Source organism: Paraburkholderia sp. RL17-347-BIC-D (assembly GCF_046027915.1).
In the GTDB taxonomy this organism is placed as follows: Bacteria; Pseudomonadota; Gammaproteobacteria; order Burkholderiales; family Burkholderiaceae; genus Paraburkholderia.
Genome location: NZ_JARESS010000014.1, coordinates 48,326 through 73,099, shown reverse-complemented (window position 1 = coordinate 73,099; position 24,774 = coordinate 48,326). Strand labels below are relative to the sequence as shown.

The following is a 24,774-nucleotide window of genomic DNA, read 5'->3' as shown; positions in this document are numbered from 1 at the left end:
CTTTTTAGATGGATTGGCCGTCTGCATGACGGCGAGCGTCTCGCCGGCACATTGAGCGCGACGCTCCAACCGATGTACGCGCTGTCTTACTGAGCCACGCCGCTTGCCGGCTTCGCGGCGTTGGCCGCTGCCGCCGCTTCGGACGAAATCGACGGCGCCGGTGCGTTCTGGCTCTCGAAATCGTGCTTTTCCTTGATGGCGTTATAGAAGAGTGTGGCGATCACCAGCAATACCGCGACCACGATGAAGACGGCAATGCCAAAGGTCGGGTTCTTCTTGCGCGGCGGTTTGTTCATGAGGCGGGCTCGGTTCGCGAGGCAGTCGCGGATGGTGTCTGGGAAGGCGGCATTCTACGCCCACTGAGCTTGCACACGGCTTGCAGTGGGCATGCTCGGTGGCATAGGCGCGCGAGCTTGCCGGAAGCTTCAACGGCTGACCAGGCGTGCCGTACGGTTCGCTGTCTGACGAACGGCAAACGATGCACCCGCCTCCTGTCCCCCTACCTCACCACGGCGGGCCTGACCGGCAGCGCCGTCGAATACTTGATCTGCTCCATCGCAAAACTCGAACTCACGTCGTACAGCGGCACGGCGGCGATCAGCAGCTTGTAGACGCGGTCGTAGTCGTCGATATCGGACACCACCACGCGCAGCAGGTAATCGGTTTCGCCGCTCATCCGGTACACCTCCACCACTTCCGGAATCTCCTGCACGGCATGCGTAAAGGTTCGCGCCCACTCCTCCGTGTGCTGGTTGGTGCGTACCGCGACGAACACCGTCGTGCCCACGCCGAGTTTGCGCGCGTCGCAAAGCGCGACCTGCGCGCGGATCACGCCCGCCTCTTTCAGACGCTGCAGCCGCTTCCAGCAAGGCGTTTGCGACAGGTTCACGCGTTGCGCCAGTTCGGCGATCGGCATGGTCGCGTCCTCCTGCAGCAACTCCAGCAGCTTCCGGTCGATGATATCCATTCCCATCGTGACACCCCCATAGGAAATTATTCTACTTTTCAGATTCCAAGGGGAATTATATGGAAACTCTTTCTCCGGGCAAACCGGTATAAATATCGCTATCCGAAAATAACCGATAAGCAGTCTGCCGCTGCCCAACGATCATGAGTCAAGACCTCCGCTCTGCGTCCCCCGAAGGCCTCCCAGCCCAACGCGTGCAGCCTGTTAAAACGGCTCAGGCGGGTTCGCGTCAGCCGGTGGACATGCTGTTGCGCGCCGGGCGCAACGCGCCGCTCACGCGCCTGTGCGGTGCCCTGGATGCGATATTCGACGCCTGCGCCCATTTCCGCGAACCGTCGGATTCGACGTTCTTCGCCCGCAGCATGCGCACCGCGCTCGCCGACGCCGCGGCAAACCCCGATTTGCTCACGGCGGCGCAACGCGAGGGCTCGGTCGAGAAGTACCGGCGCCATCTGCTGGCTGCCGATCCGCACGGCCGTTATGCGATCGCGGCGCTGGTGTGGCTGCCGCAACAGGCGAGCCCCGTGCACGCGCATCACACGTGGTGCGGTTATGCGGTGGTGGATGGCGCGCTGAGCGAGACGGTATTCGAATGGAACGGCGCGCAGCATTGCGCGAGCGCCACGCGTACGTCAGCGCGCAACGCAGGCGCGGTGTCGTTCGTGCGAGGCGGCCGCGGCGGGATTCATCAGTTGGGTAATCGCAGCGATGCCCCGGCCGTTTCGCTGCATATTTACGGCGTCGCGGGCGCGCAGATCGCGACGCACGTCAACGACATCGTGCGCGCGGCGGATGTGCCGGCGCTGACCTGAAACGATGCGGCGCGGCTGCCCCGCACTCCGTGCCTGACGATCTAGTGACGCAGTGACGCGCGAGGCCGACGCCTCGCGCCCTCCCGCAAAAGCCACGCACCGCGTGCGCCATCAAGTCTTCCCGCTCACCTCGCCTGCCGTCGGAATCTGCGGCGGAATCGGCGCCGTTTGCCCGGTCGGCGGCGGCGCCGGCCGCGGTTCATGCGACACATCGCGCGCCACGGCGAGGGGCGCATGCACGGCCCGCGCCGCCGACGCCGCTGCGGTCTGCACATGCTCATGCGGGTGCGGAGCGAATCCCGACACCTCGTCGTCCTGCAAAGGCTGCCCTTCGCTATCCTTCGACGACGTGTACACACGCATCTGCGGCACCGGAATCTCGATGCCGGCTTCGTCCATCTTGCGCTTCAGACGCAGATTGAAGGCGCGCGCCACGCTCCACTGCTGCAACGGCCGCGTCTTGATCTGCCCTTTCACGACCATCCAGTTCGGATCGAAACGGTCCAGCCCCCACACCTCGATCGGTCCGAGCATCTCACGGCGGTAACGGAAGTCGGCCATCAGATCGGCGCCGACCTCGCGAATCAGTTGCGTGATCTGATCGACGTCGGTGGAGAACGACATGCGCACTTCGAACACCGCATAGGCGAAGTCGCGCGACAGGTTCTTGACGATCTTGATCTGCGAAAACGGAATCGCGTGAATCGCGCCCTGGCCGTCGCGCAACCGCACCGTACGGATCGACAGATGCTCGACCGTGCCCGCATGGCCGCCGTCCACGTCGATCCAGTCGCCCACCGAAATCGTATCCTCGATGATGATGAACAGCCCCGTGATCAGGTCGGTCACGAGCGACTGCGCGCCGAAGCCGATTGCGAGGCCGATCACGCCGGCGCCCGCCAGCAGCGGCGTGACATTGATGCCGAGATTCGCCGCCGTGACGATGCCGGCGATCGTCATGATCGAGACCAGCAGCACGTTGCGCACCAGCGGCAGCATCGTGCGGGCGCGCATGCTCGGCGCGCGCGCCTTGTTGCGCGGCCCGGCCGGATTGAGTGCCTCGGTGATCGCCGTGTCGACCAGAATCCACAGCAGCCAGGCAATGAACACGGTGGCGACGATCGCCGTCACCGCGTGCGCGATACCGCGCGCCGCGACGTTTTCCTCGATCACCGCGGCGAGTGACACACCCCACAAACGCGCCGCGAGTTCGAAGAAAAACAGCCAGATGAAGAGCGTCACCAGCGTGCCGAAAAAGCGCAGCAAGCGCGTGAGATACGGCGAGCGGCGACGCGCGCGCGCACTGCGCGGACGCGTCAGGCGCAACACGATAGCCGACAGGAAGAACGCCAGCACCAGCAGAGCCGCGGTCACCACCGAAATCTGCAGCACGTTTTCGCTCGAACCCGAACCGCCGAGCGTGGCGACCACCGACGCGGTAGCGAGCACCAGCACGGGCACGTGCCACAACGCGGCGAGCACTTCGAAGGCGTCGGTCGCGGCCTTGTGATTGGTGCGCTGTTCGTAAGGCCGGTTGCGAATCAGATGCGCGACCGGCCGGCGAAACGCGAGCGCGAAATAGCCGGTGAGGACGGCGGCCGTCATGTTGGCCGCCGTCGAAATCAACGCGGCGAGGTTCGAGCCGAGCTGATGCGCGACGTCGTAATTGACGGCGGCGTCGCCGAGCGCACCGCACACGCCGACCACGAACAGCACGCGCCGCGCATGATCGATCAGCAGGCGCACCGCGATCCGCCGATGCCCCGAGCCGAACAGCGAAAACATGATCAGACAGATCGCCGAAAACACCGCCCCCGCGACGATCGCATACGCGACCACCATGCCGAGCGTGCGGCCAAGCGCATCGGGCATGGCGCGCACGAACAATAGCGCGGCCAGGAAGGCGATGATCCAGGGTCCGACACGGCGCAGCGCGAAAATCAACAGTTCGCGCGTGGTGGGATTCGGCTGGAGTCCCATGACGATGCCGAAGCGCCGGTACAGCCGGTGCTGCACATAGATCAGCGCGCCGGCGCATGCGCCCCAGCCGGCCAGCATCGCGAACATGGAAAACAGAATGCGGCCGAAGCTCTCGTGCCCCTGCCCCGAGATGATCGTGTAGAGCTCATTGCCGGCCGCGTTGAAGCGGCCGCCCCAATAGCGGACCGGCGTGCGGCCCTGATGCACATCGGATTCGAACGACGCGATGCCGGACGCGATCGCGCCGAGCAAGCCCGGGCTCGGCTGCGCGGGCGCGGGCGGTGCGACGGTTTGCGAGACGTCGCGCAATTTTTTGAGCTGGGCGACGAGCGCGGTGCGCTGGCGGTCGTTGTCGAGCGTGGAGATCACGCTGTCGAGCGAGCGCGCCAGTTCCGCCTGACTCGCCGGCGACGGCGCGGACGCCGCCTCCGCCGCCGAAGCGCCCGAGGCCGAAGACGCGGGCGTCGCCGTCACCGTCGCACTGTTGATCAGGCTCTGCAAGGCCGGAATGACGGGCGTGCCGGTGGCAGCGCCGGCGGCAAGCGCCTTCGCGGGCAGCCAGCCGACACACAGGATCAGCGCGACCAAGACCGCGGCCGCCCATGCACCGAGCCGCGCGCCGAGTTGCGGGCGCGCGCCGCGACGGGCGTCGCCTGCGGCACGGTCGGAAGAAAAATGAAAGACGGCGTGGGTCGCCGGCTGCCCGCCGTTGGACGGCGCAGCCTCGGACTCACGCCGCAACGGGCATGACTGCATGGCAATCCGTAAGAAAACGGGAGACGCCAGTGTATCCGCAGTTTTATCGGGAGCGACCGAACTTGCGTAACCGAATGTTAGGACGCTTGCGCGCGCTCAAACGTTGTGAGGACCGCGCGTGGGTCCTGACGTCGCGCTTGTAACGCCCGCGCGCGGCCGGTTCTGCCTCGTTTCACGCTCAATAAGCGACGGTCGCGATCTGACGGATGAAATGGCCCTGCTCCAGTTCATCGACGAAGGCAATCGCGTAATCTTCGGCGGAAATGCGGCTATTGCCCTCGGCGTCGGCCAGCAGCGTGTTCGCGCCCGTGCGGAATTTGCCCGTGCGCTCGCCCGGCGCGATGATCGCGGCCGGCGCGAAGCAAGTCCAGTCGAGGTCGGTCACGCCGCGGTAGTAGTCGAATACCTTCCGATGCGCGAGCGCGATCGGCTTGTAGGCGTCCGGAAAGCCTTCCGTATCGACCAGTTGCTTGCCCGGCGCCACTTCGAGCGAACCCGCGCCGCCCACCACGACGAGGCGCTTCAGGCCCGCCGCGCGCACGCCTTCGACGAGCGCATGAGTCGCCTTGTCGAGCGCCGCGAGATCGTCTGGCGGCGGCGCATAGGCGCTCGCCACCACGTCGTGGCCGCGCACCGCCGCGCCGACGCTCGCGGCGTCGAGCAGATCGGCTTGCGCCGCTTTCAGGTTCGCCACATCGGTCGGCACGCGCGCCGGATTGCGCGCCAGAGCTGTCACCTGATGCCCGCGGCGGGCGGCTTCGGCGGCGATCCGCGAACCAATCATGCCGGTGGCGCCGAACAACGCGATCTTCAACTGTTTGCTCATTTTCAATGCTCCTGTCGTTAGCATATATGTAACCACATCGATTACATATAACGCGGAAAAAAGAGGGGCTTGAGCCCCCGTTCGTTGCCAGGCGCGTGCTTCGATCGACCACCACGCGCCCTTCCGTACTGCTATTTTGCTACGTCACCCGTGCGAGCGCTTCTTGCGTTCGCGCTGCTTCTCGGCACGCACCACGTCAGCTGTGGCGTCGGCCAGCGTGCGCGCACCGAGCGCGGCCTCCATGGCCTGCTGCGCTTCGTCGATGATGCCGCGCAGTACGCCCTGGATGTTGCGCCCGACCATGCATGCCGGATTCGGCTCCTCGCGATGCAACGCGAATAACTGCGCGTCGTCTACCGCACGGTACACCTCGAGCAGCGTGATCTGGTCAGGGGCTCGGGCCAGCAGCGCGCCGCCGCCCGCGCCGAGCTGCGAGGTAGTGAGCCCCGCCTCTGCCAGCATGCTCAGAAGCCGCCGGATCAGCGCGGGATTCGTATTCACGCTGCCCGCGATCATGTCCGACGAGAGCGGCGCGCCCTCCTGCAACGACAGCAGCGCGAGCACATGCACCGCGAATGCAAACCGGCTACTCGTGTTCACAGCAAACCCGCCCGGCGACGACAATGTGTAACCATAGTAATTACATTTAATCCGACTGTCAAACGACGACGCACTCCGGCCGGCATATCACTTGTCCATCTGCTTCTGTGCATCGCTCGACTCGCCCGATGACGACGAAGCCGCAGCATTCGTCGACGATGCCGAACTCTGCGCCGACCATTCCTGGAGCTTGCGCCCCGCCGATTCGAGGCTTTGCCCGGTCAGCGACGCGGCCTTGCCGAGTTGCGCATTGGTGGCGCTCGCCGCGCTCTGCAGATTGGCCTGCGCGGTCGAAGCCAGTGCGTTGGGGTCGATATTGATCGTGGGCGCCGAGGCGGAATCGAGGTTCTGCTGCGCAGCGGACTTGGTCGCGTCGACCTGCTGGCCGACGTAGCTGGCGGCCTGATCGAGCTTCTGACCGGCGACCTGGGCTGCGTCGTTGAGCTTGCCGGCAACCTGCCCGGCGGACGCGTCATTCTTCTGACAGGCTGCAAGCCCGCCGAACACGATGGCCACGAACGCGGCACGGCGCAGCAAAGATGAACGTATCGATGAAATCATGATTGAGTGTGAGCCGCGTCGAGCGGCTTCCGCATGCGAAAACGCGCCAATGATACGCCGTTGCGCTGCACGCGCTCCTCAATGAGCATCTCGAAGCCCGCTCGCTCGAAGCTGCGGCGCGCGCTGAGGCTTACGTCGACGCTGAGTTTCGTTGCGCCGGACGCGCGCGCCGCGGCTTCGAGACGCATCAGCAAGCCTGCCGCGAGGCCTTGCCGCGCATGAGCCGGCGCCACATACAGCATCTCGACATGGTCGGCTGGATAAAGCTGTGCGAACGCAGCCGGCCTGCCTTCGCGCCAAGCCACCAGCGTCACGCCGCGTGCGAGCCTCGCGGCAAAAGCCGGCACGTCGTCGGCGGCCGACGCCCACGCGTCGCGCGCCGCCGCGTCGTAGTCAGGCGCGGCAAGCGCGCTGATCGCAGCGCGAAACAGCACGGCGAGCGCTGCTGCATCTTCGGCGCGAAACGCGCGCCATTCGAATGTGTCCATTGCGTGAGCCGTCGCGGTTCTGTCAAACGTAGTGGAGTAGACTGCCTGAGCTTATGAACGTCAATGACGTGAGCGTCAAAGAGCATTCGCTGTGTTCCGTTGATCAATTGGAGGCATACGATGGCGGCAAAGAAGATTCTGTTTCTGACCGGCGACTTCGCCGAGGATTACGAAACGATGGTGCCGTTTCAGGCGCTGCAGGCAGTCGGCCACGTGGTCGACGCGGTCTGTCCGAACAAGAAGGCCGGCGACCGGATCAAGACCGCGATTCACGATTTCGAAGGCGATCAGACCTACACTGAAAAGCCCGGTCATCAATTCACGCTCAACGCCACCTTCGACGACGCCGACCCGCGCCAATACGACGCGCTCGCGATCGCCGGCGGCCGCGCGCCGGAGTATCTGCGGCTCAATCACAAGGTAATCGAACTCGTGCGGCAATTCGCCGAAGCGGGCAAGCCGATCGCGGCTATCTGTCACGCCGCGCAACTGCTGGCCGCCGCCGACGTGATCCGCGGCAAGCGCATTTCCGCCTACCCGGCCTGCGCGCCCGAAGTGAAGCTGGCAGGCGGTGAATACGCCGACATTCCCGTCGACGCCGCGATCACCGACGCCAATTTCGTCACCGCGCCGGCGTGGCCCGCGCACCCCGAGTGGCTGCGCCAATTCCTCGTGCTGCTCGGCACGCGCATCGAACTCTGATCCGTCTGCCTGATCCATCGGCGAGCGCCTTCGCGCTCGCCGACGCTCCCCTTATTTGAGACTAGTCCGATAGTACGTAGCGGAAGGCTTTCCTATAGTCGCCGGCTGACTTGGGAGAGTTTTTCAATGCAACTGACCGACTGGATCGTCATTCTCGCCGTCGTGTTGATGGCAATTGCCTTTTTCTGCGGACGTACGCCGGCCAACTGGTCGCGCGAAAACCGCGCGCGTCGTCTGGCAGGCACGCGCATGCTGGCTCAAGCCGCGTGTTCGGTGTGGGCCGCGCTGCTGATCGCCGCGCGCGGCCTCTTTGCGCTGGACGGCCTGCTCGGTCTGCGCCCGGCGCCGCTGGAAGCCCTGACGGGCGTCGCGATCCTGATAGCCTTCGGCTGCTACTGGTCGATTCGCGGCAGCAGAATGCTCAAACCACGCCGTCTCTTTACGGCGTAACGGCTACGGCGCAGTGATGCCGGGCTGGGCATCCGCGGCATGCGCGGCGGCGCCGCCACTGCCACTCTTTCGATCGCGATCTTCCAGGCCCGGGCGGGCATCGCGAATGGCTTGAACACTCGCCACCTCCAGTGGCGCTTGCGTGCCGACAGCCTGTTGCGCGATCCGCGCTTCGGCCTCAGGCAGCGACAGGTAGAACGTCGTGCCCACGCCTTCTCTCGACTCCGCCCACACACGTCCGCCATGCCGCTCCACTACGCGGCGCACGAGCGCGAGGCCGATGCCCTCGCCCGCCGCCACATTGCCGTGCAAGCGCTGAAACGCGTTGAATAGCCGCGGCAAGGCGACCGCCGGAATACCCAGGCCGTTGTCCCTCACGTAGAAAATCCGCAGCGAGTGCACGCCCGGCGGCGCCGGCGTCGTACCGATCTCGATCCTGCCTTCCCGCGACGGGTCCAGATAATTCACCGCGTTGCCGATCAGGTTCGCGAACACCTGTTCCAGCGCGGTGGGGTCGCCCCACACCGCGGGCAATTCATCCACGCTGACATGAGCACGGCGCGCGCGGATCGAGCCTTGCATCGCATCGACTACGCGCGGCACGATATCGCGCACCTCGACCTTCTGCTGCCGATATTCCACGCGGCCCACGCGCGACAGCCGCAACAGCGCGTCGATGATGTGCGAAGCGCGCAGCACCGCCGTCTGCAGATAGTGCAGCGCTTCGCCGATGTCCTCGTCGACCACCCGTTCGATGCGCTGCCGCGTCTCGGCCGCAAGCGACGACTCGCGCACCGCGGCGCGCAGTTCGTCGCACGAGCGAATCAGTTCCTTCGAGAAGCCTTGCAGGTTCACCAGCGGCGCACGCAGATCGTGCGACACGCTGTAAATGAACATTTCGTTTTCCTGGGTCTGCTGACGCAAGGTCTCGTTGATCCGCGCCAGTTCGCCGGTACGGCGCGCAAGGTCGGCCCGGAAGCGCGCCTGGATGCGCTCGGCTTCGAGCAAGCGCCGGCTGGTCTCGTGCAAGGTCAGATCGAGGCGCGCGATTTCGTCGCGTCCGGGGCCGATTGGCGCCAGCGGCTCATTGCCCGCGAGGCGCCCGGCGTTGTCGGCGAGGACCGCGAGCCGCCCGCGCACGCCGCGCGTGAACAACCAGACCGCCAGCGCCACGAACAGCAGGGAGCCGAACACGGCCGCGACCACCAGGGTCTGCTGCCGTTCGCGGGCGGCGTCGGCGGCATTCGAACGTAGTGTGTCGAGACGCCGCTCTTCCGCCTGGAACGCCGCGAGTTGCTGACGAAACCGGTCGAGCACGTCGGACGGCGCGAGGTCGCGGAAGCGCGCGAGCACGTCGCGCCGCCGGCCCGAATGCAGCATGTCCTGAATGCGATCCGACCATTGCCGGTAAGCCTGCACCGCCTGGCGCACCTGAACCACGCGTTCGACTTGGGCCGGATTGTCGGCGACCAGTTCGGCCAGTTGATCGATGCGCCGGTCGACGTCCATCCAAACGGTCACCGGCGTGGAGAAACGGGCGTCGTTAGCGAGCACCGCGCCGCGCAGCGCCACCGACTCGCCCAGCACCGGATCGAGGATCGCGGTGGTCTGGCGCAGCACTTCTTCGCTGTGGATAGCCCAGCGCTCCGCCTGTGTCGCATCCGCTTGCGCCTTGACCAGTCCGGACAATAGCGCCAACTCGAAGAGGGCCGGAATCGCGATCAGCAACAGCCCTTTAGTGGTCAGTCTCATGCGTGCGCATTGGAGGTCGGTGGCCCGGCAGATCATGCGCGGGGACGGGACATTATGTCGGCGATTGTGCAGGAAAACAAAGAGGGCACGCCATCGGCCAGGCATGCGCCGCCAACGTGCACAACGGACGCACGTAAAACGTCAGGCTTTTGAATTAAACGTAAATCAAATCGAATAATTCGCCCCGCTTTGGGTCGCGCAGTTCGCGACGAAAAATTCATGCACATTATTTGTGCGTTCTCGTGCGGTTTCAGGTGCAGACGGGTTAACGGCTCGTTGCTCAAAATACACGCCAAATACCATCCCGGTGCCGACTTGCACCGTGTCGACGCGTTTCGGCACAAGTTTGGCCCACTTCTTGCATTCACTGCCCGCTTTTTTGGCACAAGCAGGACACATCGATGGAAAGTCTGAAAACCGGCACCGATACCCTCTTCCTTCTGCTCGGCGCCGCGATGGTGCTGGCCATGCATGCAGGGTTCGCGTTTCTCGAACTCGGCACGGTACGCAAAAAGAATCAGGTCAATGCGCTGGTCAAGATTCTGGTGGACTTCTCGGTCTCGACGATCGCGTATTTCTTTATCGGCTACACGATTGCGTACGGCGTGCAGTTCTTCGGCAGCGCCGAGTCGCTGGCAGCTCATAACGGGTACGCGCTGGTGCGATTCTTCTTCCTGCTGACGTTCGCCGCCGCGATTCCGGCGATCGTGTCCGGCGGTATCGCCGAGCGCTCGAAGTTCAATCCGCAACTCTTCGCGACGTTCGTGCTGGTCGGCTTCATCTATCCGTTCTTCGAAGGGATCGCGTGGAACGACCGCTTCGGCGTCCAGGACCGGCTCGCCCACGTGTTCGGTGTGCCCTTCCACGACTTTGCCGGCTCGGTCGTCGTGCATGCGTTCGGCGGTTGGGTCGCGTTACCGGCCGTGCTGCTGCTGGGCGCGCGCCATGGCCGTTATCACCGCGACGGCGGCATTGCCGCGCATCCGCCGTCGAATATTCCGTTCCTCGCGCTGGGCGCCTGGGTGCTGGCGGTCGGCTGGTTCGGCTTCAACGTGATGAGCGCGCAGACCATCGACAAGATTAGCGGCCTCGTCGCCGTCAATTCGCTGATGGCGATGGTCGGTGGCACGCTGACCGCGTGGCTCGCAGGCCGCAACGACCCCGGCTTCACGTACAACGGGCCGCTTGCCGGACTGGTGGCGGTTTGCGCCGGCTCCGACGTGATGCATCCGCTCGGCGCGCTGGTGACGGGCGGCATCGCCGGGGTGCTGTTCGTTCATATGTTCACCTGCGTGCAGAACCGCTGGCGCATCGACGACGTACTGGGCGTATGGCCGCTGCACGGTTTATGCGGCGCGTGGGGTGGTATCGCGGCAGGCATCTTCGGCCTGCGCGCGCTCGGCGGCCTGGGCGGCGTTTCGTTCGGCGCGCAACTGGTGGGCACGCTGGGCGGAATCGTCGTGGCGACGCTCGGCGGCACACTCGTGTACGGTGCGATCCGGCTGACGGTCGGGCTGAGGCTCGATCAGGAAGACGAGTACAACGGCGCCGATCTGTCGATTCACAAGATTTCGGCGACGTCGGAGTGAGGTTCGACGGGGAGCGCCGGCGGCGCGCGAGATCCGCCGCACGAATCTCGCCGGCGCCGAACCTGTGGCATCGCTTCGGTCAGCACGTGCCAGCGCCCCGTCCGTGACCGCGCCGACCTGTCCCCACATGCACTGCCAATGTTAGACTTCTGCGCTGGAGATGGCATTCTCCTTTAACCGCCCTCGTGGCTGATGATGCCTGCTTCGTCCGGATGAACGCGGAGGCGGCATCGCGCTCCTCGCTCTGTCCGGTTTGTCGACACGCCGGTTTTGCCAGGCCTCCTCTCATGTATTGGTCCATTCTCGCTGTCGGCATCGGCGGCGCGCTCGGTTCGTTGTTCCGCTGGTTTCTGGGCATCCGCCTGAACGGCATCTTCAGCGGCTTGCCGCTCGGCACATTCGCCGCCAACGTCATTGCCGGCTACGTCATCGGCGTCGCGGTCGCCGGTTTCGCACGGGCGCCGCAGATCGCGCCCGAATGGCGGCTCTTCGTCATCACCGGCCTGATGGGTGGACTGTCGACTTTCTCGACTTTTTCAGCGGAAGTGGTGCAGCGCCTGCAGGACGGCCGGCTCGGCTGGGCGGCGGGCGAGATCGTGATTCACGTAGCCGCCTCGCTTCTGATGACCATTCTCGGCATCGCGACGGTGTCGCTGCTGTCGCGCTGAAATCGCGGCGAGCGGCGGCGCTGGAGGCGCACGCGCGCCTCGCTACGCGTCGCGAAGCTCAGGCATGCCACCTTGGCCGCGCGAGACGACGCGGTTCCTGCCGGCGCGTCTCGCCGTGTACAGCGCGCGATCCGCGTGTTCTAGCGCCGTATTGATGTCGTCGATCAACTCGACGCAGCACACAGTCCACTACTGTGCGTTACCGGCCCTCGGCACAATACGCGGCAACAGTTCCGGCGGTACTCCTCGATACAGCGATGAATTCTCCCGTGCCGTTTCCTGGAGAACGACCATGATATCGGCCGCGTTCAAGCCAACGCGAGTGCGGAGGTTGTGCTGAATTTGTTCGATCATGTCGTGCTTCATCGAGTCAGGACGACCCGTGCTAATCCAGATTTGAACCAGCACGAAGTCGCGAGTCCGGGGTGCCGCTGAGAAGTTCGGGAAAACGGGATCAACAATGAAGTCGTCGTCTTCGTACTCGTGGATTTTCTGAAAGCGATCATTGCTGGGATAGCCAGCGAAAGAAAGCGCGTCCTGAATACAGTCGGCAATAAGCCGCTTTTCCGCTGGAGTACGACCTTTGTATAAAGATATGGTCTGAATGGGCATCGAATTCCTCTACGGCTAGATGAGGCGCAGATCGCGGCCGACGCGCTCGAAAACGCTCAGCACAAAGTCAATATCGTCGTCCGTGTGTGCCGCGGATGTCTGCGCGCGCAGGCGAGCCGTACCCTCGGGCACGACCGGAAAAGCCAAAGCCGGAACGTAGACGCCCCCTTCCTCAAGCAACCGTGAGAACACCTGCGTCCTCTCGGCGTCTCCGATCAGCACCGGAGTGATCGGGCTTTCGCTGTTCACCGTCTTGAATCCGAGTTGCGCTACGCCGCTGCGAAATTTCTCGGCAACGTAGCGCATACGTTCCAGCGACTCCAGATCCGAGCGTGCCAGCGAAACGGCGGCCGCCGCCGCTTCTGCCGCTGCCGGACTTATCGAACTGCTGAAAAGCGCCAAGCGCGCTTTCCCTTTGAGTTCCGCGATGCGTTCATTGCTCGCGCAGATATAGCCTCCCCCAACAGCGCCAAACGCCTTCGAGAGCGTCCCTGTGACATAGTCAATTTTGTCCATGCAGTCATGGAGTTCGGCACTGCCTCGGCCTGTGTTGCCCACCACTCCCGCCGCGTGACTCTCATCGAGGGCGAACATGGTGTTGGAACGGGTCGTCGCTTCAAGAAACTCCGGTAGCGGCGCGGTGTATCCCTCCATGCTAAAAACACCATCGGTAATAAAGAGTTTGCGTTGCTGCGGCTCACCTGAAGACGATTGTTCCAATGCCTGCGAAAAACTCGCCACGCTGCGGTGTTTCACTCTCACGACTCGCGCCCGACTTAATCGACACCCGTCGATGATGCTCGCGTGGTTCAACTCATCACTGAAAATCAGATCACCCGCGGTTGTAACGGTGTCGAGTAGAGCGAGATTCGCTGCTGTACAGGAATTGAAGACCATCGCCGCCTCGGCCTGATGAAATTCGGCCAAAGCCTCTTCGAGTCGCCGATGCGCGCTCGTGGTTGCAAGCGGCGGGTTCATCCCGGTGCCGGCGCCATATTGCCGCAAGCCCTCATGAAACGCGGCCAGCACAACGGGGTGGTTTGCCAAACCCCGGTAGTTGTTGGAGCCGAGCACGATGATCTTCTTACCATCTATCCGAGCACTCCCCGATATGGGACTTTGTATCACTCTCAACGACATGAAAATTTCATCCTCCGGCACTAAACGCTGCGCCTACCTCTTCAGTTAAGCCGCCTGGGTTTGCGACGTCCACACCCGATCATGAGCACCCTCATTTGCGCCGATCACCCGCTCCGCAAGTGGTTTGGGCAAACTGCTAATTTTCATTAGAAAATCTGATCCAACGCCGGCGTAATAGCGCCTACGTCTCACCATGCGTTCGAAGCAGAAATTTTCCCGATTTCGTGGTGAAATTGTACTCGCGGCAGAAACCGTCACGCGTTACCATTTCTGAAGGTTAATGATTAGAAATTCTTATCTATGGAAAAGCGGCTACCGCCATTGAATGGGCTTCGCGCGTTTGAAGCAGCAGCGCGTAATCTGTCACTCAAGCTGGCAGCCGACGAACTGTGCGTGACTCCCGCAGCGGTCAGCCAACTGGTGAAGGGCCTCGAGAGCTATCTTGGAGTCGCGCTGTTCGTCCGTGCCAACCGGGGTATTCGTTTGACCCAAGCGGGCGTCGACTATCTACCGGCAATTCGAAACGCGTTCAAACAGATTGGCGATGCAACTCGCCGCATCGCCAAAATTGCGGAAACGGGGACGCTCACAGTCAGCGTGACGCCGTCGTTCGCCTCCTACTGGCTGATTCCTCGTCTCCAAAGCTTTCACGACAAACATCGCAACATCGACCTCCGGGTGATGACCGGCAAGGAACCCGTCGACTTTGCCCACGACGTGATGGACGTAGCGATCCGTCATGGCACCGCGCAGCACGGGAAGTTCTACCGCGAGCGGCTGTGCGCGGTGGATCTCATTCCGGTCGCCAGTCCGACCTTGATCGCGCAGTTCGGAATGCCCGAAACGGCTTCGGATCTGACGCGCTGGCCGCTCCTACATGAGGTCGAGCGAATGAACTGGCATCTCTGGTTTCAGTCGCAATCCGTGCAAGGTATGAGCCTGCCAAGCGGAACCGCGTTCGATGACTGCGGCATGATGCTAACCGCAATTGTTGCTGGACAAGGGGCTGGTCTCGTCCCCGCAGCGATGGCAGCGCCGGCCCTCGGCGACAACAGGATAGTCAAGGTTTGGGATTTTGATTGGCCCGAGGACTATGCCTATCATCTGGTCTTGCCCGATGGAGACCATGGACCCCTGGTGGCTGCTTTCCGCGAATGGATAATCGGAGAGATTGCCAACTCATAGAGGATATCTGAGCATCGCTAGCTGCGTAAAACGCGCCGAGCCAACTCGAACGTCGAAGCGGCGCCCTGAATCTCTTCAAGTGTGAAATCGCGAGCAATGAAGATCGCCGCCACCGGCGCGGCGTATCAAACCGACATGAACGCCGGTGCATCACGGAGGTCGCTTACTTCTGCAGCAGCGCTTCCTGGTGAGCCTTCACGAGGTCTGCCATGCTGTTGAAGCGGAAGTTCACGGCAGGTTGTTCGCCCGGGTTCATCGTCGCGCCGAAACCGGTCTGCGAATGGCGACGACAGATCCAGCACGATGCCAGCCCGAACGCGTTCGCGGGCTTGTGGTCGTGAAACAGACTTTCCGCGGTATGGAGAATCGTCTCCTTCCCGATACCGCGTGCGCTCAGCTTGTCCAGCATGTACTCGAAGTTACGCGGCGACGGCTTATAGGAGCCGACATCCTCCGCGGTGATGATCGCGTCGAATTCGACCTGAAGCTTCACGTTGCTGTGCGTGAAGCTCTCATTGTCGATGTTCGACAGGATCACCAGCTTGTAGTACTTCTTCAGGTACTGCAGCGCAGCCGCCGAGTCCTCGAATGCCGGCCAGTTACGTATGGACTTGCCGTAGGCGACGCACTCCTCGTGCGTGAAAGGCACCTGCCACTCTTCGGCCAGTCGCTTGTACACGATAGGAAGCAGTTCCTGGTAACGCTTGGCGGGCGTGTAGGCCTGCTGCGACGACTCGTGGCGCGCGTGCGCTTCGAGAACCTGATCCCGCGTCAGCGGCGGACTCACGCGCTCGAGCAGAGGACGCAAGCCTTCGAAGATGCCCGTTTCCCAGTCGATCAGCGTGCCATAGCAGTCGAAAGTCAGCGTATCGAAGTCGGTCAGTTTCATAGTCAATCCTCCTGTTGGTTGGTGAGCTAGACATAGTCTATTGGGCGTGCGCAGCAGCCGTTACTTGTGTTTCTCGCTACCCCCGCGCTTCCTTGATCCACGCTAGTTAGCTTCCATTCGAAGCCTACAATAAGCTTGCGATCCAATCTGGCTGGACGTAAAGTGGGCGCTCGACAAATCAGCAGATGAGGTGATGGATGCTTAAGTTCCTGGCGTTATGTGTCGCATTGGGTGTTTCCGGCACGGCGTTCGCTAAAGCCGATTGCCCGGCCCATCCGAAGAGCGAGTGGATGAAGGAATCGGATGCGCGCGCTCAACTCGAAGCAGAGGGCTATAAGATCAAGAAGTTCAAGGTCGACGGCAACTGCTACGAAATCTACGGCCACAACAAAGAGGGCAAAAAGGTCGAGATCTACTACGACACCAAGACGCTTGCCATCGTGAAGTCCGAGATCGACTAAACTCTGGCGCGCGCGATGCCCGTCAAAACCTGGGACATGGGCGTGCGATTCACGCATTGGACCGTTGCGGGCATCGTCGTGTGGAATCTGTTCGGGCCGACTGATCAGACACATCGGGTACTGGGATATATCGCTGCGGGTCTCGTTACGTGGCGCATCGTGTGGGGGTTTATCGGCACGCCGTACGCGCGATTCTCCGCCTGGTGGCCGACGCCGGCGCATGTGAAAGACTACGTGCGCTCGCTGGGCGCCGGCAAGCCACTGCGTCATCTGTCGCACAATCCGCTCGGCGGCCTGATGGCGATCGCACTCTGGCTGCTGATTCTCGCACTGGCGGCAAGCGGCTGGCTGATGCGCCTCGACGCCTTCTGGGGTGACGACTGGCCGCATGAGCTTCACACGTATTTGTCAATCGCACTGCAAGTCTGCGTGTGCGTCCATATCTTCGCGGCCGTCGTCATGAGCATCTGGACACGTGACAATCTGATCGGCGCGATGCTGTCCGGCTTCAAACGCGATCCCGCCGACAAGCGCTGACGGCTGCGAGCGCGCTCCGCCGCTAACGACCGCTTGCGGGCCCACTACGAACGCCGGACACGGCCATTCACCCCCGGCCCGTTCCGATGGCGCGCTGAAACGCGAATCAGAGGTTCGCAACCTCGCCCCGTATCAACCCCGGCGCAGTTACAGCGTTCGATCACAAAACGGTTTGCTGCGCTGCACGCTCGGGTTTGCCCGGTTGCCGCGGACGGATGCGAAGCATAGGCTTTGTAATACTTTGGTAAGTGTTATTCGCAGGTTGCCGGATAAGCCAGCCGTTCCCGCGATCTGCGCAGGATGCACAGGTGTCACGACGCGCCGCACAGTTCGGCGCCGGGATACTTCCCCGCCGTCATACGGGTCACGCTGGCGTATCAAACAATGCTCTGATTGACGACTGAAGTGATTGTTTTGGAGCTCAAATGGCTTCGCACAAACCGCTTTACCGATCACTTTATTTTCAGGTAATCGTCGCGATCATCGCCGGCGTTGTGTTGGGAATTTTCGCCCCGCACACTGGCGAGGCGATGAAGCCGCTCGGCGACGCCTTCATCAAACTGATCAAGATGATCATCGCCCCCATCATCTTCTGCACGGTGGTCGTCGGCATCGCCGGCATGGAAGACATGAAGAAGGTGGGCAAGACCGGGGGATTGGCGTTGCTCTACTTCGAGATCGTCAGCGCTCTCGCGCTGGTGGTCGGATTGGTGATCGTCAACCTGGTACAGCCCGGCGCCGGCATGAACGTGGACCCGAAGACGCTGGACGCGAAGGCCGTGGCTACGATCACCAGCGGGCGGAAGATGGAGAGCACGACCGACTTCCTGATGAACATCATCCCCTCGACCGTGGTCGACGCGTTCGCCAAGGGCGAGATACTTCAGGTTCTGTTGTTCGCGCTCATGTTCGGCTTCGCGTTGCACTCGTTCGGCGGTAGAGGCACATTGATATTCGACTTCGTCGAGAAGATCTCCCATGTGTTCTTCCGCATCGTCGGCTTCATCATGAAAGCGGCGCCGATCGGCGCCTTTGGCGCGATGGCCTTTACCATCGGCAAATACGGCATCGGCAGCATGGTCTCGCTTGGAATGCTGATGCTCACGTTCTATGCGACCTGCCTGTTCTTCATCTTCGTCGTGCTAGGACTGATTGCCCGGTTCCATGGCTTCAGCGTGTGGAAGTTGATCAAATACCTCAAGGAAGAACTGTTTATCGTTCTTGGAACCTCCTCGTCGGAAGCAGCGTTGCCTCGTGTCATGGTGAAGCTGGAGAATCTCGGCGCGAAGAAGTCCGTGGTCGGACTAGTCATTCCAACCGGGTACTCTTTCAATCTCGATGGCACGTCGATCTACCTCACCCTGGCTGCCGTCTTCATCGCCCAGGCGACGAATACGCCGCTTGACCTCACGCATCAGATCACTTTGCTGGCCGTCTTGCTGCTGACCTCCAAAGGCGCTGCGGGCGTTACGGGCAGCGGGTTCATCGTGCTGGCGGCAACGCTGTCCGCGGTCGGACATGTACCCGTTGCAGGCCTTGCGCTGATCCTCGGCATCGACCGCTTCATGTCCGAAGCGCGCGCGTTGACGAATTTCATCGGCAATGCTGTGGCTACGTTGGTGGTCGCCAAGTGGACCCATGAACTGGACGAACCCAGAATGCGCCGGGTCCTGGATAAAGAGACTCCGGAAGAGGCGGACGAGCCGGAAAAGGTGTTTGACCGTACGGACGAACGGATGCCCATTGCTACAGCAGGACCGGGCTCGCACAACATCTAGAGAGCCCGGCAAGTTGCCGCATCTATCGACCTGACAGGCGGGAGCTCAGCCGGCGCGTCGTCGGACCAACTGCCGCAGCGACAGCGCGTGCAGCAGGATCGAAACTGGGACCACGAAAGCAGGGGTCAGCACATCCGGATAAGTGCCGGCGCCGATGCTCGTCACGCTCGGAACGAGCAACTGGAAGGGCCCAGGCGAAGTGATCATCCCCAAGGTAATCGCGACGGCGAAATCGGCGAGGCCGAAGATGTTCCAGCCGATCGCCGCCTTCCGCCCTTGAGCTGTGCCGCTCGCCACGGCGATTGCCGCCGGCACGGCGAACAGGCCGGTCAAGACATCGCCGACGCCCGCCGGCAACGCGAACACGCCTGGCAGCGCCCCATGCAGCCAGGCGGCGAGAGCCCAACCGCCAAATACCCGATAAAGCTGAAGAGCGACAAGCCAGGTCGCCGGCATTCCATCGAGCACCTGCCCGACCCGCCTCGACAACAGCAGCAGCGGCGCGCCGAGCATAACGGGCAGGAAGATCGCCAACGGCAACAACGGCAACGCCGAGGCGCTCGTGCGAAAGACGCCATTGATCGCCGCGCTCCAGACAACAGCGAACCACAGCGTGTCTGGAATCATGACCGCCAGCCAGGTCGTGCGGCGTTGGCGCGGCGTCAGTTCCGCGTTTTCGAGCCCGAGCCACAAACCGACTGCAATAAGCCCATGGACCATCAACTGATGAGCGGTGATCGCAACGCCGCTGGTTGGGATAATCGGCTTCCAGTAGATCAACGCAATCCACAGCACGGTCAACGGAACCAGCCAAAGCAGGCTGCGCCAGGCGGGACGCGGCAGGACGATGCCGGCGGGAATAGAGGCGGCGGTCATCAGTGGTTCTCCAGGTTGATTCGGGTCGTGGTCAATGCAGCCTCGAACACCGCGGTGAGAATGCCGAGTCGGCCTTCCAGGAGATTTCGCGCCAGGTTGGTGGAAAGCTGCGCGAAGTCCGGCCCCATCACCACGCCGAGATTTGGCGAGGGCGGTGGTCCTGACGCACGCAGTTGGGTGAACCAGGCCTTTGCGGCGTCGGTGTCGTTTTGCGATGCCAGCGTGCGGAAGCCTGCCTGTTCAATCGCCTCGCGCGTTGCATCGGCAGTCAGGAGAAAGCTTGTTGTCGACGTGCGCGCCCAGGGAACCGGGTAGTACGGTTCGCTGCCGTTTGCGACGACATCGAACGTCGCGAACCGGCCGGATGGCTTCAGCACGCGTCGGATCTCCCGATAAAGCCGTGCGCGTTCGGCAATGTTCATCGCGACGTGCTGCAGCAATACGGCGTCGAAGCGGCTGCCGTCCAAGGGAAGGTCCAGCGCGCTGGCGGCATGGAACGACACCTGTTCGCTCTGCCCTGTGCGTCGGGTGAGATAGCGTGCGGCATCCACGAACGGTTCGCTCAGGTCGATACCCGTCACCCGGCAGCCATAGGTTGCAGCCAGAAAACGAGCCGGCCCGCCAACGCCGGAACCGACGTCCAGCACCGCCATGTCGGCGGTGATCCCGGCGAGTTTGGCAAGTTCGGCGGTGGCCGCAAGCCCACGGGTGTGAAACTGGTCAAGGGCGCCTAGTTGCTGCGGCGTGAGTTGCTGATCCTCCGGCCCAAAAACTGCGAGCGCGATCTTCAACCGGTCGGTCAGGCCGGTCGCGTAATAGTGATCTCGTACGCCATCAAGTGCATCAGTCATTGCAAGGTTCCTCCACGATCTCAGCGGATTGTTCAGGGCTCGCGAGCCGACACCGGCCCGAGTCCTCATCTGCAGGCGTAGGTGTACCATGGCCTCTCGCGAGCAACTATTCCTCACAATGTTGACGGGCTATGAAGCAGAACTTCACAGTCAGACAAGGCGCGCTCGATGGCGTGGAGGTGTTTCTGAGCGTTGCCCAGCATCGCAGTTTTCGCCGGGCGGCCGCTGAACTCGGAGTGACGCCGTCGGCCGTCAGCCAGACTGTGCGTGTACTTGAAGCACGCATTGGCGCCGCCCTCTTCATACGCACCACGCGTAGCGTCGGCCTGACCGAAGCGGGCGAACGATTTCTTTCGCACGCACAGCCCGCCTTCGAGGCGCTTGTCGCCGCTAGTGAAGTTGCGCGCGGACTTGGCGAGCGGCCCGCCGGGTTGTTACGCCTTTCCGTGCCGCGCGCGGTGGTGCCAATCCTGCTGGAACCGCTGATTGCCTCCTTCTGCCACGCTTATCCCGAGGTCGAAGTGGAGATCGCCGCAAGCAAGGAGCTGGTCGATCTTGCGGCGGAAGGATTTGACGCCGGTATCCGGCTGGGTCAGTTCGTCGACGCCGACATGATCGCGGTACCGTTGACGCCACCGTTACGCCTCATCGTCGTCGGCAGCCCTGCCTACTTTGCGGCGCGCCGCCGGCCCATGCACACGGACGATCTGCGTCAACACGCATGTTTGCGATGGCGGCGATCCAGCGGCGCGCTCGCGCTATGGTCTTTCAACGGCAACGGCCAGCCGATCGAGATCGCCGTATCCGGCCCGCTCATCGCCCACGATTTTCCCACCTTGCTCGGCGCGGCAGTCGAAGGGGTAGGCCTTGCGCAACTCCCTGAGCCGATGGCGGCTGAAGGGTTGAGAACGGGGAAACTGGTGCACGTGCTGGAACCGTTCGCGCCGATGATACCCGGCGTGTTTCTCTACTATCCAAGCCGCCGGCAGATCATGCCGAAACTGCGCGCCTTCATCGATCATGTGAAGAGCCACCCAGCGGGCGATAGCGAAGGCTCGGGTACATGATGACTATTGGCGTGCCGGGTTGCACATAGGAAGGTCCAGCAGAGCGGTCGCACTCTGACGGGTGACGGCCGCCTCAGGTCGACCCGCTTGCACCGCTCGCGGCTGGTCGACATATGTCCGCTGTGATCCGCTCGGGACGCTAACGCATTTCGGCGCGAAGCTCGCGTACCCCACGGCCGAGCCTACGACGCAGCAAAGTCCGCAATGTCGCCGAGTCGGCGTAGCCAACCTCGCTCGCAATTTTCTCGACGTCGTAGCCAATCGAAACGAGGTTTTGCGCCCGCTCGATTCGCAGGTCCTGGAAGAACGCCAGTGGCGACTTACCCAGCACTGCCTCGGTGCGGCGTTGCAACGTGCGGGGTCCGACGGACAATGCAGCCGCTGCCGCCTGAAGCGAAAACCCCGAGGAAAGATTGTCGCGAGCCCATCGCTCGAATCGCGCGACCAATGGATCGGCGTGGGCGAGGTGATCGGGAATGATGTATTCGGCCTGGGATGAACGCTTGTCAATGAGCATGAAGCGGGCAACGAGCGTCGCGAGTTCGGGACTTGCCTGACGCAACAACCATAGCGCAAGGTCGAGATGGCCCATCGCGGAACCCGCCGTCACCACGCGATCCGAGGCGACGACCATGCGTGAATCATCCAGATTGACGGCCGGATAGCGTTGGCGGAAAAAAGGCGCCAGCGACCATGTGGTCGTCGCTTCGCGATTATGCAGAAGCCCGGCTTCGGCCAGCAGGAAAGTACCGATGCAGGCGGCCGCGACGCCGACGCCGTCAGCATGCCAGGTACGCAGGTACGCCATCGCCTCGCGCACGTCCGGACGCCCCAGCGCCTCGATCAGGCGCTCCGGTTGCCTGACATTCGGCGCAGGCACCACCACCCAATCCGGGCGGGGAACGTTGCTTGCCGGTTCGACTGGAGTCGACAATCCATGCGCGGTACGAATGCGTCTGCGTACGCCAACGAGCCTCACATCGAAGGGCGGTGCGGCGAACCCCTGGGCGGCGGCCAGTTCGTTGGCCGTCGCAAAAGTATCCAGCAGTACCGTGAGCCCGGTGTCGAATAGGCCGTCAAGCGCGAAGATGACGAGTCTCATGTCGCAAATAACTCCATTAATGTCATTTGCGACTATAGCCCCGCTCCGATCGGACGTCTAGACTGCACAGCAATGCGGCCGCGGTAATGCGCTTGCGCCGGTTGAACATTCAAGCAATCCGCTGGCACATAGCTGCGCTTGCAAAAGGAGAAGATATGAGTGGTTCGATACAAGCAGACCTCGACCGTCCGATCTGGACGGCCCTCGCAACGAAGCAGGCGCACCTTGGATACGGAGACACGCTTGCCCGTCGATACCACCCCGATGTGGCGCCCTTCGCTGCCCTGGCATTCGAAACCCCTGCGGCATACCAGGCGCTCCTTCAGCTTCTGTTGCCTCACGAGCAGGTAGCTGTCCTCCAATCCGATGAACCGATCGGTCCAATCGACGGGCTTCAAATGACGCGCGTGGGAGTGATCCATCAAATGATCGCCCGGCACCGCGAAGCAAGCGGCACGGACGACCGCGCGGTAAGCCGGATGGGTGACGCGGATGCGAACGACATGCTCGACCTGGTCCAGAAGACCAAGCCCGGCCCTTTCGGCAAGCGAACTCGCGAGATGGGCAACTACATTGGGATTCGTGAGCGCGGGCGTCTAATTGCGATGGCTGGCGAACGGATGTGCGTCGACGGATACGTCGAGATCAGCGCCGTTTGCGTCGATGAAGACTATCGGGGAAAAGGCCTTGCTGGCCGGCTCGTAAAAATCCTGCGTAGAGAAATCGAGCAACGCGGGGAAACACCGTTTCTCCATGTGTTCAGTGACAACATTTCCGCGATTGGGTTGTATGAGCGGCTTGGCTTCGAATTGCGTCGCACGTTCCACCTTACCCGCGTCGGACATGCAGATTCGCTTTCGACTTCAGTTCCTACGTCCATTTAGCGAAAGGTCGAAATGGGCTAACCATCGGTTATTCGGCCACCACGTTGGTCCACAGAAGCGAAGCTGTCTTCTCTCCAGCTACGCTCGCTCTTCGACGTCAACGTATTCGGCATCCAACGGACCCTGCGGGCAGTCTTGCCGGCTTTCAGGGCACAGGGTGACGGCCTGGTCGTCAATATCGGATCGATCCTCGGCCGGGTGACCTTCCCGTTTTTCGGTGTATATGACGCGTCGAAATTCGCAATCGAAGCATTAACCGACAGCTACCGCTATGAGTTGTCGAAGTTGGGCAGCGACGTGGTTCTCGTCCAACCCAGCAACTATCCGACGAATATTTTCGCCAGCGCCCAGCGGCCAGCCGACGCCACGCGAGGCACCCAGTTGATGAAGGATCTCGGTCTCGGACAGTTCGCGGAACCGCGAACGGGCCCGGCGGCAGCTTGAAAACATGTCTCGGCCCGGCGGCAATGCCGGCCTAACGTGCTTGTCACCGTCCGTTTTGTGGCGGCTAACCGAGGTAGGTGTACCAGCCGGAGGCTATCCGAAAACTCGAGCCCATACCGCCCGAAGGCGACGCGCGCGGTTTTCGAAGAGATATGACGCAATCAGCGCCAGGAGGCCTGAAATAGCACCCGTCACGATGTGCTCGAGATACGGGACGCGGTAGTGACTCGCGTGCGAATAGGCGTCGCCTACCGTCGTCAGGACGCCGACGACAAGCGCATTGCCGTATCGATGCGCGTAGAGTTTCTCCACGGGTGTGAAGGTCAAAAGTACGGCCAGGAGTCCGGTAAGCAGACCGGTATGGAATGCAATCGTCCAGTGGGCAAGGCTCATGACATTGCCCCAACTTCCCGGCATGCAAGTCATGCACGCGCTGGTCGGCTGCCAGAAACGCTGAATAAAGAGCCTGGCGCGGCGTTTCCACTCGGTTGACATGATGTATTCCCAACAATGCCGTTGCCACAGCCGACGCCACCATGCGTTTCGTTGGCGCGGTTTCCAGGCCGTTTGACCGGATTGCCGTCAACGCCATGGATGCGTCGAATCTACACGCCGTCGAGGCCGGGTAAGCACGCGTACATGGTCGAATACTACACCGCGATTGGGCGGCCGCCGTCTTGTCCGGAGCCGGTATTCAGCCCTTGCGTTTATCGCCGCGACTCCATCGACGACAGGCAGCGAACGAGCGCTTCCTCGTGAAGTGAGCGTCCGGACTAACCGGCTCATGCCGTCATTCG

Annotated in this window: 27 protein-coding genes and 1 riboswitch; of the genes, 12 read left to right on the top strand and 15 right to left on the bottom strand. The window is 62.5% G+C overall.

Annotated elements, in window-relative coordinates; all coding sequences use genetic code 11:
- Nucleotides 1-86 precede the first annotated feature (86 nt).
- Nucleotides 87-296 (bottom strand): hypothetical protein, encoded by a 210-nt coding sequence (locus P0D96_RS20445; RefSeq protein ID WP_408175779.1) that lies wholly within the window; start codon nucleotides 294-296, stop codon nucleotides 87-89.
- Between the two features lie 203 nt (nucleotides 297-499).
- Complete coding sequence (locus P0D96_RS20440) at nucleotides 500-973, bottom strand: Lrp/AsnC family transcriptional regulator (protein WP_132376926.1); 474 nt, start codon at nucleotides 971-973, stop codon at nucleotides 500-502.
- Nucleotides 974-1,209: 236 nt separating this feature from the next.
- Between P0D96_RS20440 and P0D96_RS20435 the strand changes: the two genes are divergently transcribed.
- Complete coding sequence (locus P0D96_RS20435) at nucleotides 1,210-1,779, top strand: cysteine dioxygenase family protein (protein WP_408315107.1); 570 nt, start codon at nucleotides 1,210-1,212, stop codon at nucleotides 1,777-1,779.
- A 111-nt stretch (nucleotides 1,780-1,890) separates the two neighbouring features.
- Here P0D96_RS20435 and P0D96_RS20430 read toward each other — a convergent pair whose 3' ends face one another.
- The 5 genes from P0D96_RS20430 to P0D96_RS20410 form a co-directional block, all read right to left on the bottom strand.
- Entirely contained in the window at nucleotides 1,891-4,515 is a 2,625-nt protein-coding gene (locus tag P0D96_RS20430) for a mechanosensitive ion channel domain-containing protein (protein ID WP_408315029.1), read from the bottom strand.
- 178 nt (nucleotides 4,516-4,693) lie between these two features.
- A complete protein-coding gene (locus P0D96_RS20425; protein WP_408280425.1) occupies nucleotides 4,694-5,341 on the bottom strand; it encodes an NAD(P)-dependent oxidoreductase in 648 nt (215 codons plus the stop codon).
- A 144-nt stretch (nucleotides 5,342-5,485) separates the two neighbouring features.
- The gene (locus P0D96_RS20420; RefSeq protein ID WP_408280423.1) at nucleotides 5,486-5,941 is read right to left on the bottom strand and encodes an Rrf2 family transcriptional regulator; all 456 of its coding nucleotides are present in this window, start codon (nucleotides 5,939-5,941) and stop codon (nucleotides 5,486-5,488) included.
- Between the two features lie 87 nt (nucleotides 5,942-6,028).
- The gene (locus P0D96_RS20415; RefSeq protein WP_132374969.1) at nucleotides 6,029-6,502 is read right to left on the bottom strand and encodes a BCAL1086 family glycoprotein; all 474 of its coding nucleotides are present in this window, start codon (nucleotides 6,500-6,502) and stop codon (nucleotides 6,029-6,031) included.
- The gene (locus P0D96_RS20410; RefSeq protein ID WP_408280419.1) at nucleotides 6,499-6,990 is read right to left on the bottom strand and encodes a GNAT family N-acetyltransferase; all 492 of its coding nucleotides are present in this window, start codon (nucleotides 6,988-6,990) and stop codon (nucleotides 6,499-6,501) included. Before P0D96_RS20410 ends, P0D96_RS20415 begins: the two co-directional genes overlap by 4 nt.
- A gap of 120 nt (nucleotides 6,991-7,110) precedes the next feature.
- On the opposite strand from P0D96_RS20410, the gene P0D96_RS20405 reads away from it, so the two are divergent.
- Together P0D96_RS20405 and P0D96_RS20400 are read left to right on the top strand one after the other, a co-directional pair.
- The gene (locus P0D96_RS20405) at nucleotides 7,111-7,692 is read left to right on the top strand and encodes a DJ-1/PfpI family protein (protein WP_132374971.1); all 582 of its coding nucleotides are present in this window, start codon (nucleotides 7,111-7,113) and stop codon (nucleotides 7,690-7,692) included.
- A gap of 126 nt (nucleotides 7,693-7,818) precedes the next feature.
- Nucleotides 7,819-8,142, top strand: a complete 324-nt coding sequence (locus P0D96_RS20400; RefSeq protein WP_408179221.1) for a hypothetical protein — start codon at nucleotides 7,819-7,821, stop codon at nucleotides 8,140-8,142.
- Between the two features lie 3 nt (nucleotides 8,143-8,145).
- On the opposite strand, the gene P0D96_RS20395 is transcribed toward P0D96_RS20400, so the two are convergent.
- The gene (locus P0D96_RS20395) at nucleotides 8,146-9,894 is read right to left on the bottom strand and encodes a sensor histidine kinase (protein ID WP_132374973.1); all 1,749 of its coding nucleotides are present in this window, start codon (nucleotides 9,892-9,894) and stop codon (nucleotides 8,146-8,148) included.
- 401 nt (nucleotides 9,895-10,295) lie between these two features.
- Between P0D96_RS20395 and P0D96_RS20390 the strand changes: the two genes are divergently transcribed.
- A complete protein-coding gene (locus P0D96_RS20390) occupies nucleotides 10,296-11,483 on the top strand; it encodes an ammonium transporter (protein WP_408179223.1) in 1,188 nt (395 codons plus the stop codon).
- Nucleotides 11,484-11,630: 147 nt separating this feature from the next.
- A riboswitch (Fluoride riboswitch) is annotated at nucleotides 11,631-11,692 on the top strand.
- Nucleotides 11,693-11,770: 78 nt separating this feature from the next.
- Entirely contained in the window at nucleotides 11,771-12,151 is a 381-nt protein-coding gene (gene crcB, locus P0D96_RS20385) for a fluoride efflux transporter CrcB (RefSeq protein ID WP_132374975.1), read from the top strand.
- Nucleotides 12,152-12,340: 189 nt separating this feature from the next.
- Here crcB and P0D96_RS20380 read toward each other — a convergent pair whose 3' ends face one another.
- Together P0D96_RS20380 and P0D96_RS20375 are read right to left on the bottom strand one after the other, a co-directional pair.
- Nucleotides 12,341-12,763: a tautomerase family protein gene (locus P0D96_RS20380; RefSeq protein ID WP_408179224.1), complete on the bottom strand. Its 423-nt coding sequence runs from the start codon at nucleotides 12,761-12,763 to the stop codon at nucleotides 12,341-12,343.
- Nucleotides 12,764-12,778: 15 nt separating this feature from the next.
- Nucleotides 12,779-13,837 (bottom strand): aminotransferase class I/II-fold pyridoxal phosphate-dependent enzyme, encoded by a 1,059-nt coding sequence (locus tag P0D96_RS20375; RefSeq protein WP_408315026.1) that lies wholly within the window; start codon nucleotides 13,835-13,837, stop codon nucleotides 12,779-12,781.
- Between the two features lie 366 nt (nucleotides 13,838-14,203).
- On the opposite strand from P0D96_RS20375, the gene gcvA reads away from it, so the two are divergent.
- Complete coding sequence (gene gcvA, locus P0D96_RS20370; protein WP_408315024.1) at nucleotides 14,204-15,088, top strand: transcriptional regulator GcvA; 885 nt, start codon at nucleotides 14,204-14,206, stop codon at nucleotides 15,086-15,088.
- Nucleotides 15,089-15,251: 163 nt separating this feature from the next.
- Here the strand turns inward: gcvA and P0D96_RS20365 are convergent, their stop codons facing one another.
- Nucleotides 15,252-15,977 carry a haloacid dehalogenase type II gene (locus tag P0D96_RS20365; protein ID WP_408179227.1) on the bottom strand — a complete coding sequence of 242 codons (726 nt, stop codon included), beginning with the start codon at nucleotides 15,975-15,977 and terminating at the stop codon, nucleotides 15,252-15,254.
- 197 nt (nucleotides 15,978-16,174) lie between these two features.
- On the opposite strand from P0D96_RS20365, the gene P0D96_RS20360 reads away from it, so the two are divergent.
- The 3 genes from P0D96_RS20360 to P0D96_RS20350 all read left to right on the top strand — a co-directional run bounded on the left by P0D96_RS20360 (nucleotide 16,175) and on the right by P0D96_RS20350 (nucleotide 18,753).
- Nucleotides 16,175-16,438, top strand: coding sequence for a PepSY domain-containing protein (locus tag P0D96_RS20360; protein ID WP_408179228.1), 264 nt, complete (start codon nucleotides 16,175-16,177; stop codon nucleotides 16,436-16,438).
- A 15-nt stretch (nucleotides 16,439-16,453) separates the two neighbouring features.
- Nucleotides 16,454-16,975 carry a cytochrome b/b6 domain-containing protein gene (locus P0D96_RS20355; protein WP_408179229.1) on the top strand — a complete coding sequence of 174 codons (522 nt, stop codon included), beginning with the start codon at nucleotides 16,454-16,456 and terminating at the stop codon, nucleotides 16,973-16,975.
- A gap of 425 nt (nucleotides 16,976-17,400) precedes the next feature.
- Nucleotides 17,401-18,753 carry a dicarboxylate/amino acid:cation symporter gene (locus tag P0D96_RS20350; protein ID WP_132374982.1) on the top strand — a complete coding sequence of 451 codons (1,353 nt, stop codon included), beginning with the start codon at nucleotides 17,401-17,403 and terminating at the stop codon, nucleotides 18,751-18,753.
- Between the two features lie 45 nt (nucleotides 18,754-18,798).
- On the opposite strand, the gene P0D96_RS20345 is transcribed toward P0D96_RS20350, so the two are convergent.
- Together P0D96_RS20345 and P0D96_RS20340 are read right to left on the bottom strand one after the other, a co-directional pair.
- Nucleotides 18,799-19,629 carry a DUF8737 domain-containing protein gene (locus tag P0D96_RS20345; RefSeq protein ID WP_408179230.1) on the bottom strand — a complete coding sequence of 277 codons (831 nt, stop codon included), beginning with the start codon at nucleotides 19,627-19,629 and terminating at the stop codon, nucleotides 18,799-18,801.
- A complete protein-coding gene (locus tag P0D96_RS20340; protein ID WP_408179231.1) occupies nucleotides 19,629-20,480 on the bottom strand; it encodes an SAM-dependent methyltransferase in 852 nt (283 codons plus the stop codon). The genes P0D96_RS20345 and P0D96_RS20340 overlap by 1 nt, the downstream gene beginning before the upstream one ends.
- 131 nt (nucleotides 20,481-20,611) lie before the next feature.
- On the opposite strand from P0D96_RS20340, the gene P0D96_RS20335 reads away from it, so the two are divergent.
- Nucleotides 20,612-21,547, top strand: a complete 936-nt coding sequence (locus P0D96_RS20335) for a LysR family transcriptional regulator (RefSeq protein ID WP_408179232.1) — start codon at nucleotides 20,612-20,614, stop codon at nucleotides 21,545-21,547.
- A 139-nt stretch (nucleotides 21,548-21,686) separates the two neighbouring features.
- On the opposite strand, the gene P0D96_RS20330 is transcribed toward P0D96_RS20335, so the two are convergent.
- The gene (locus P0D96_RS20330) at nucleotides 21,687-22,649 is read right to left on the bottom strand and encodes a GlxA family transcriptional regulator (RefSeq protein WP_408280397.1); all 963 of its coding nucleotides are present in this window, start codon (nucleotides 22,647-22,649) and stop codon (nucleotides 21,687-21,689) included.
- A gap of 155 nt (nucleotides 22,650-22,804) precedes the next feature.
- Between P0D96_RS20330 and P0D96_RS20325 the strand changes: the two genes are divergently transcribed.
- Together P0D96_RS20325 and P0D96_RS20320 are read left to right on the top strand one after the other, a co-directional pair.
- On the top strand, nucleotides 22,805-23,533 hold the full coding sequence (locus P0D96_RS20325) for a GNAT family N-acetyltransferase (RefSeq protein ID WP_408280395.1): 729 nt from the start codon (nucleotides 22,805-22,807) through the stop codon (nucleotides 23,531-23,533).
- Nucleotides 23,534-23,563: 30 nt separating this feature from the next.
- Complete coding sequence (locus P0D96_RS20320; protein WP_408280662.1) at nucleotides 23,564-23,977, top strand: SDR family NAD(P)-dependent oxidoreductase; 414 nt, start codon at nucleotides 23,564-23,566, stop codon at nucleotides 23,975-23,977.
- A 93-nt stretch (nucleotides 23,978-24,070) separates the two neighbouring features.
- Here the strand turns inward: P0D96_RS20320 and P0D96_RS20315 are convergent, their stop codons facing one another.
- Nucleotides 24,071-24,472, bottom strand: coding sequence for a hypothetical protein (locus P0D96_RS20315; RefSeq protein ID WP_408315021.1), 402 nt, complete (start codon nucleotides 24,470-24,472; stop codon nucleotides 24,071-24,073).
- Between the last annotated feature and the right edge of the window lie 302 nt (nucleotides 24,473-24,774).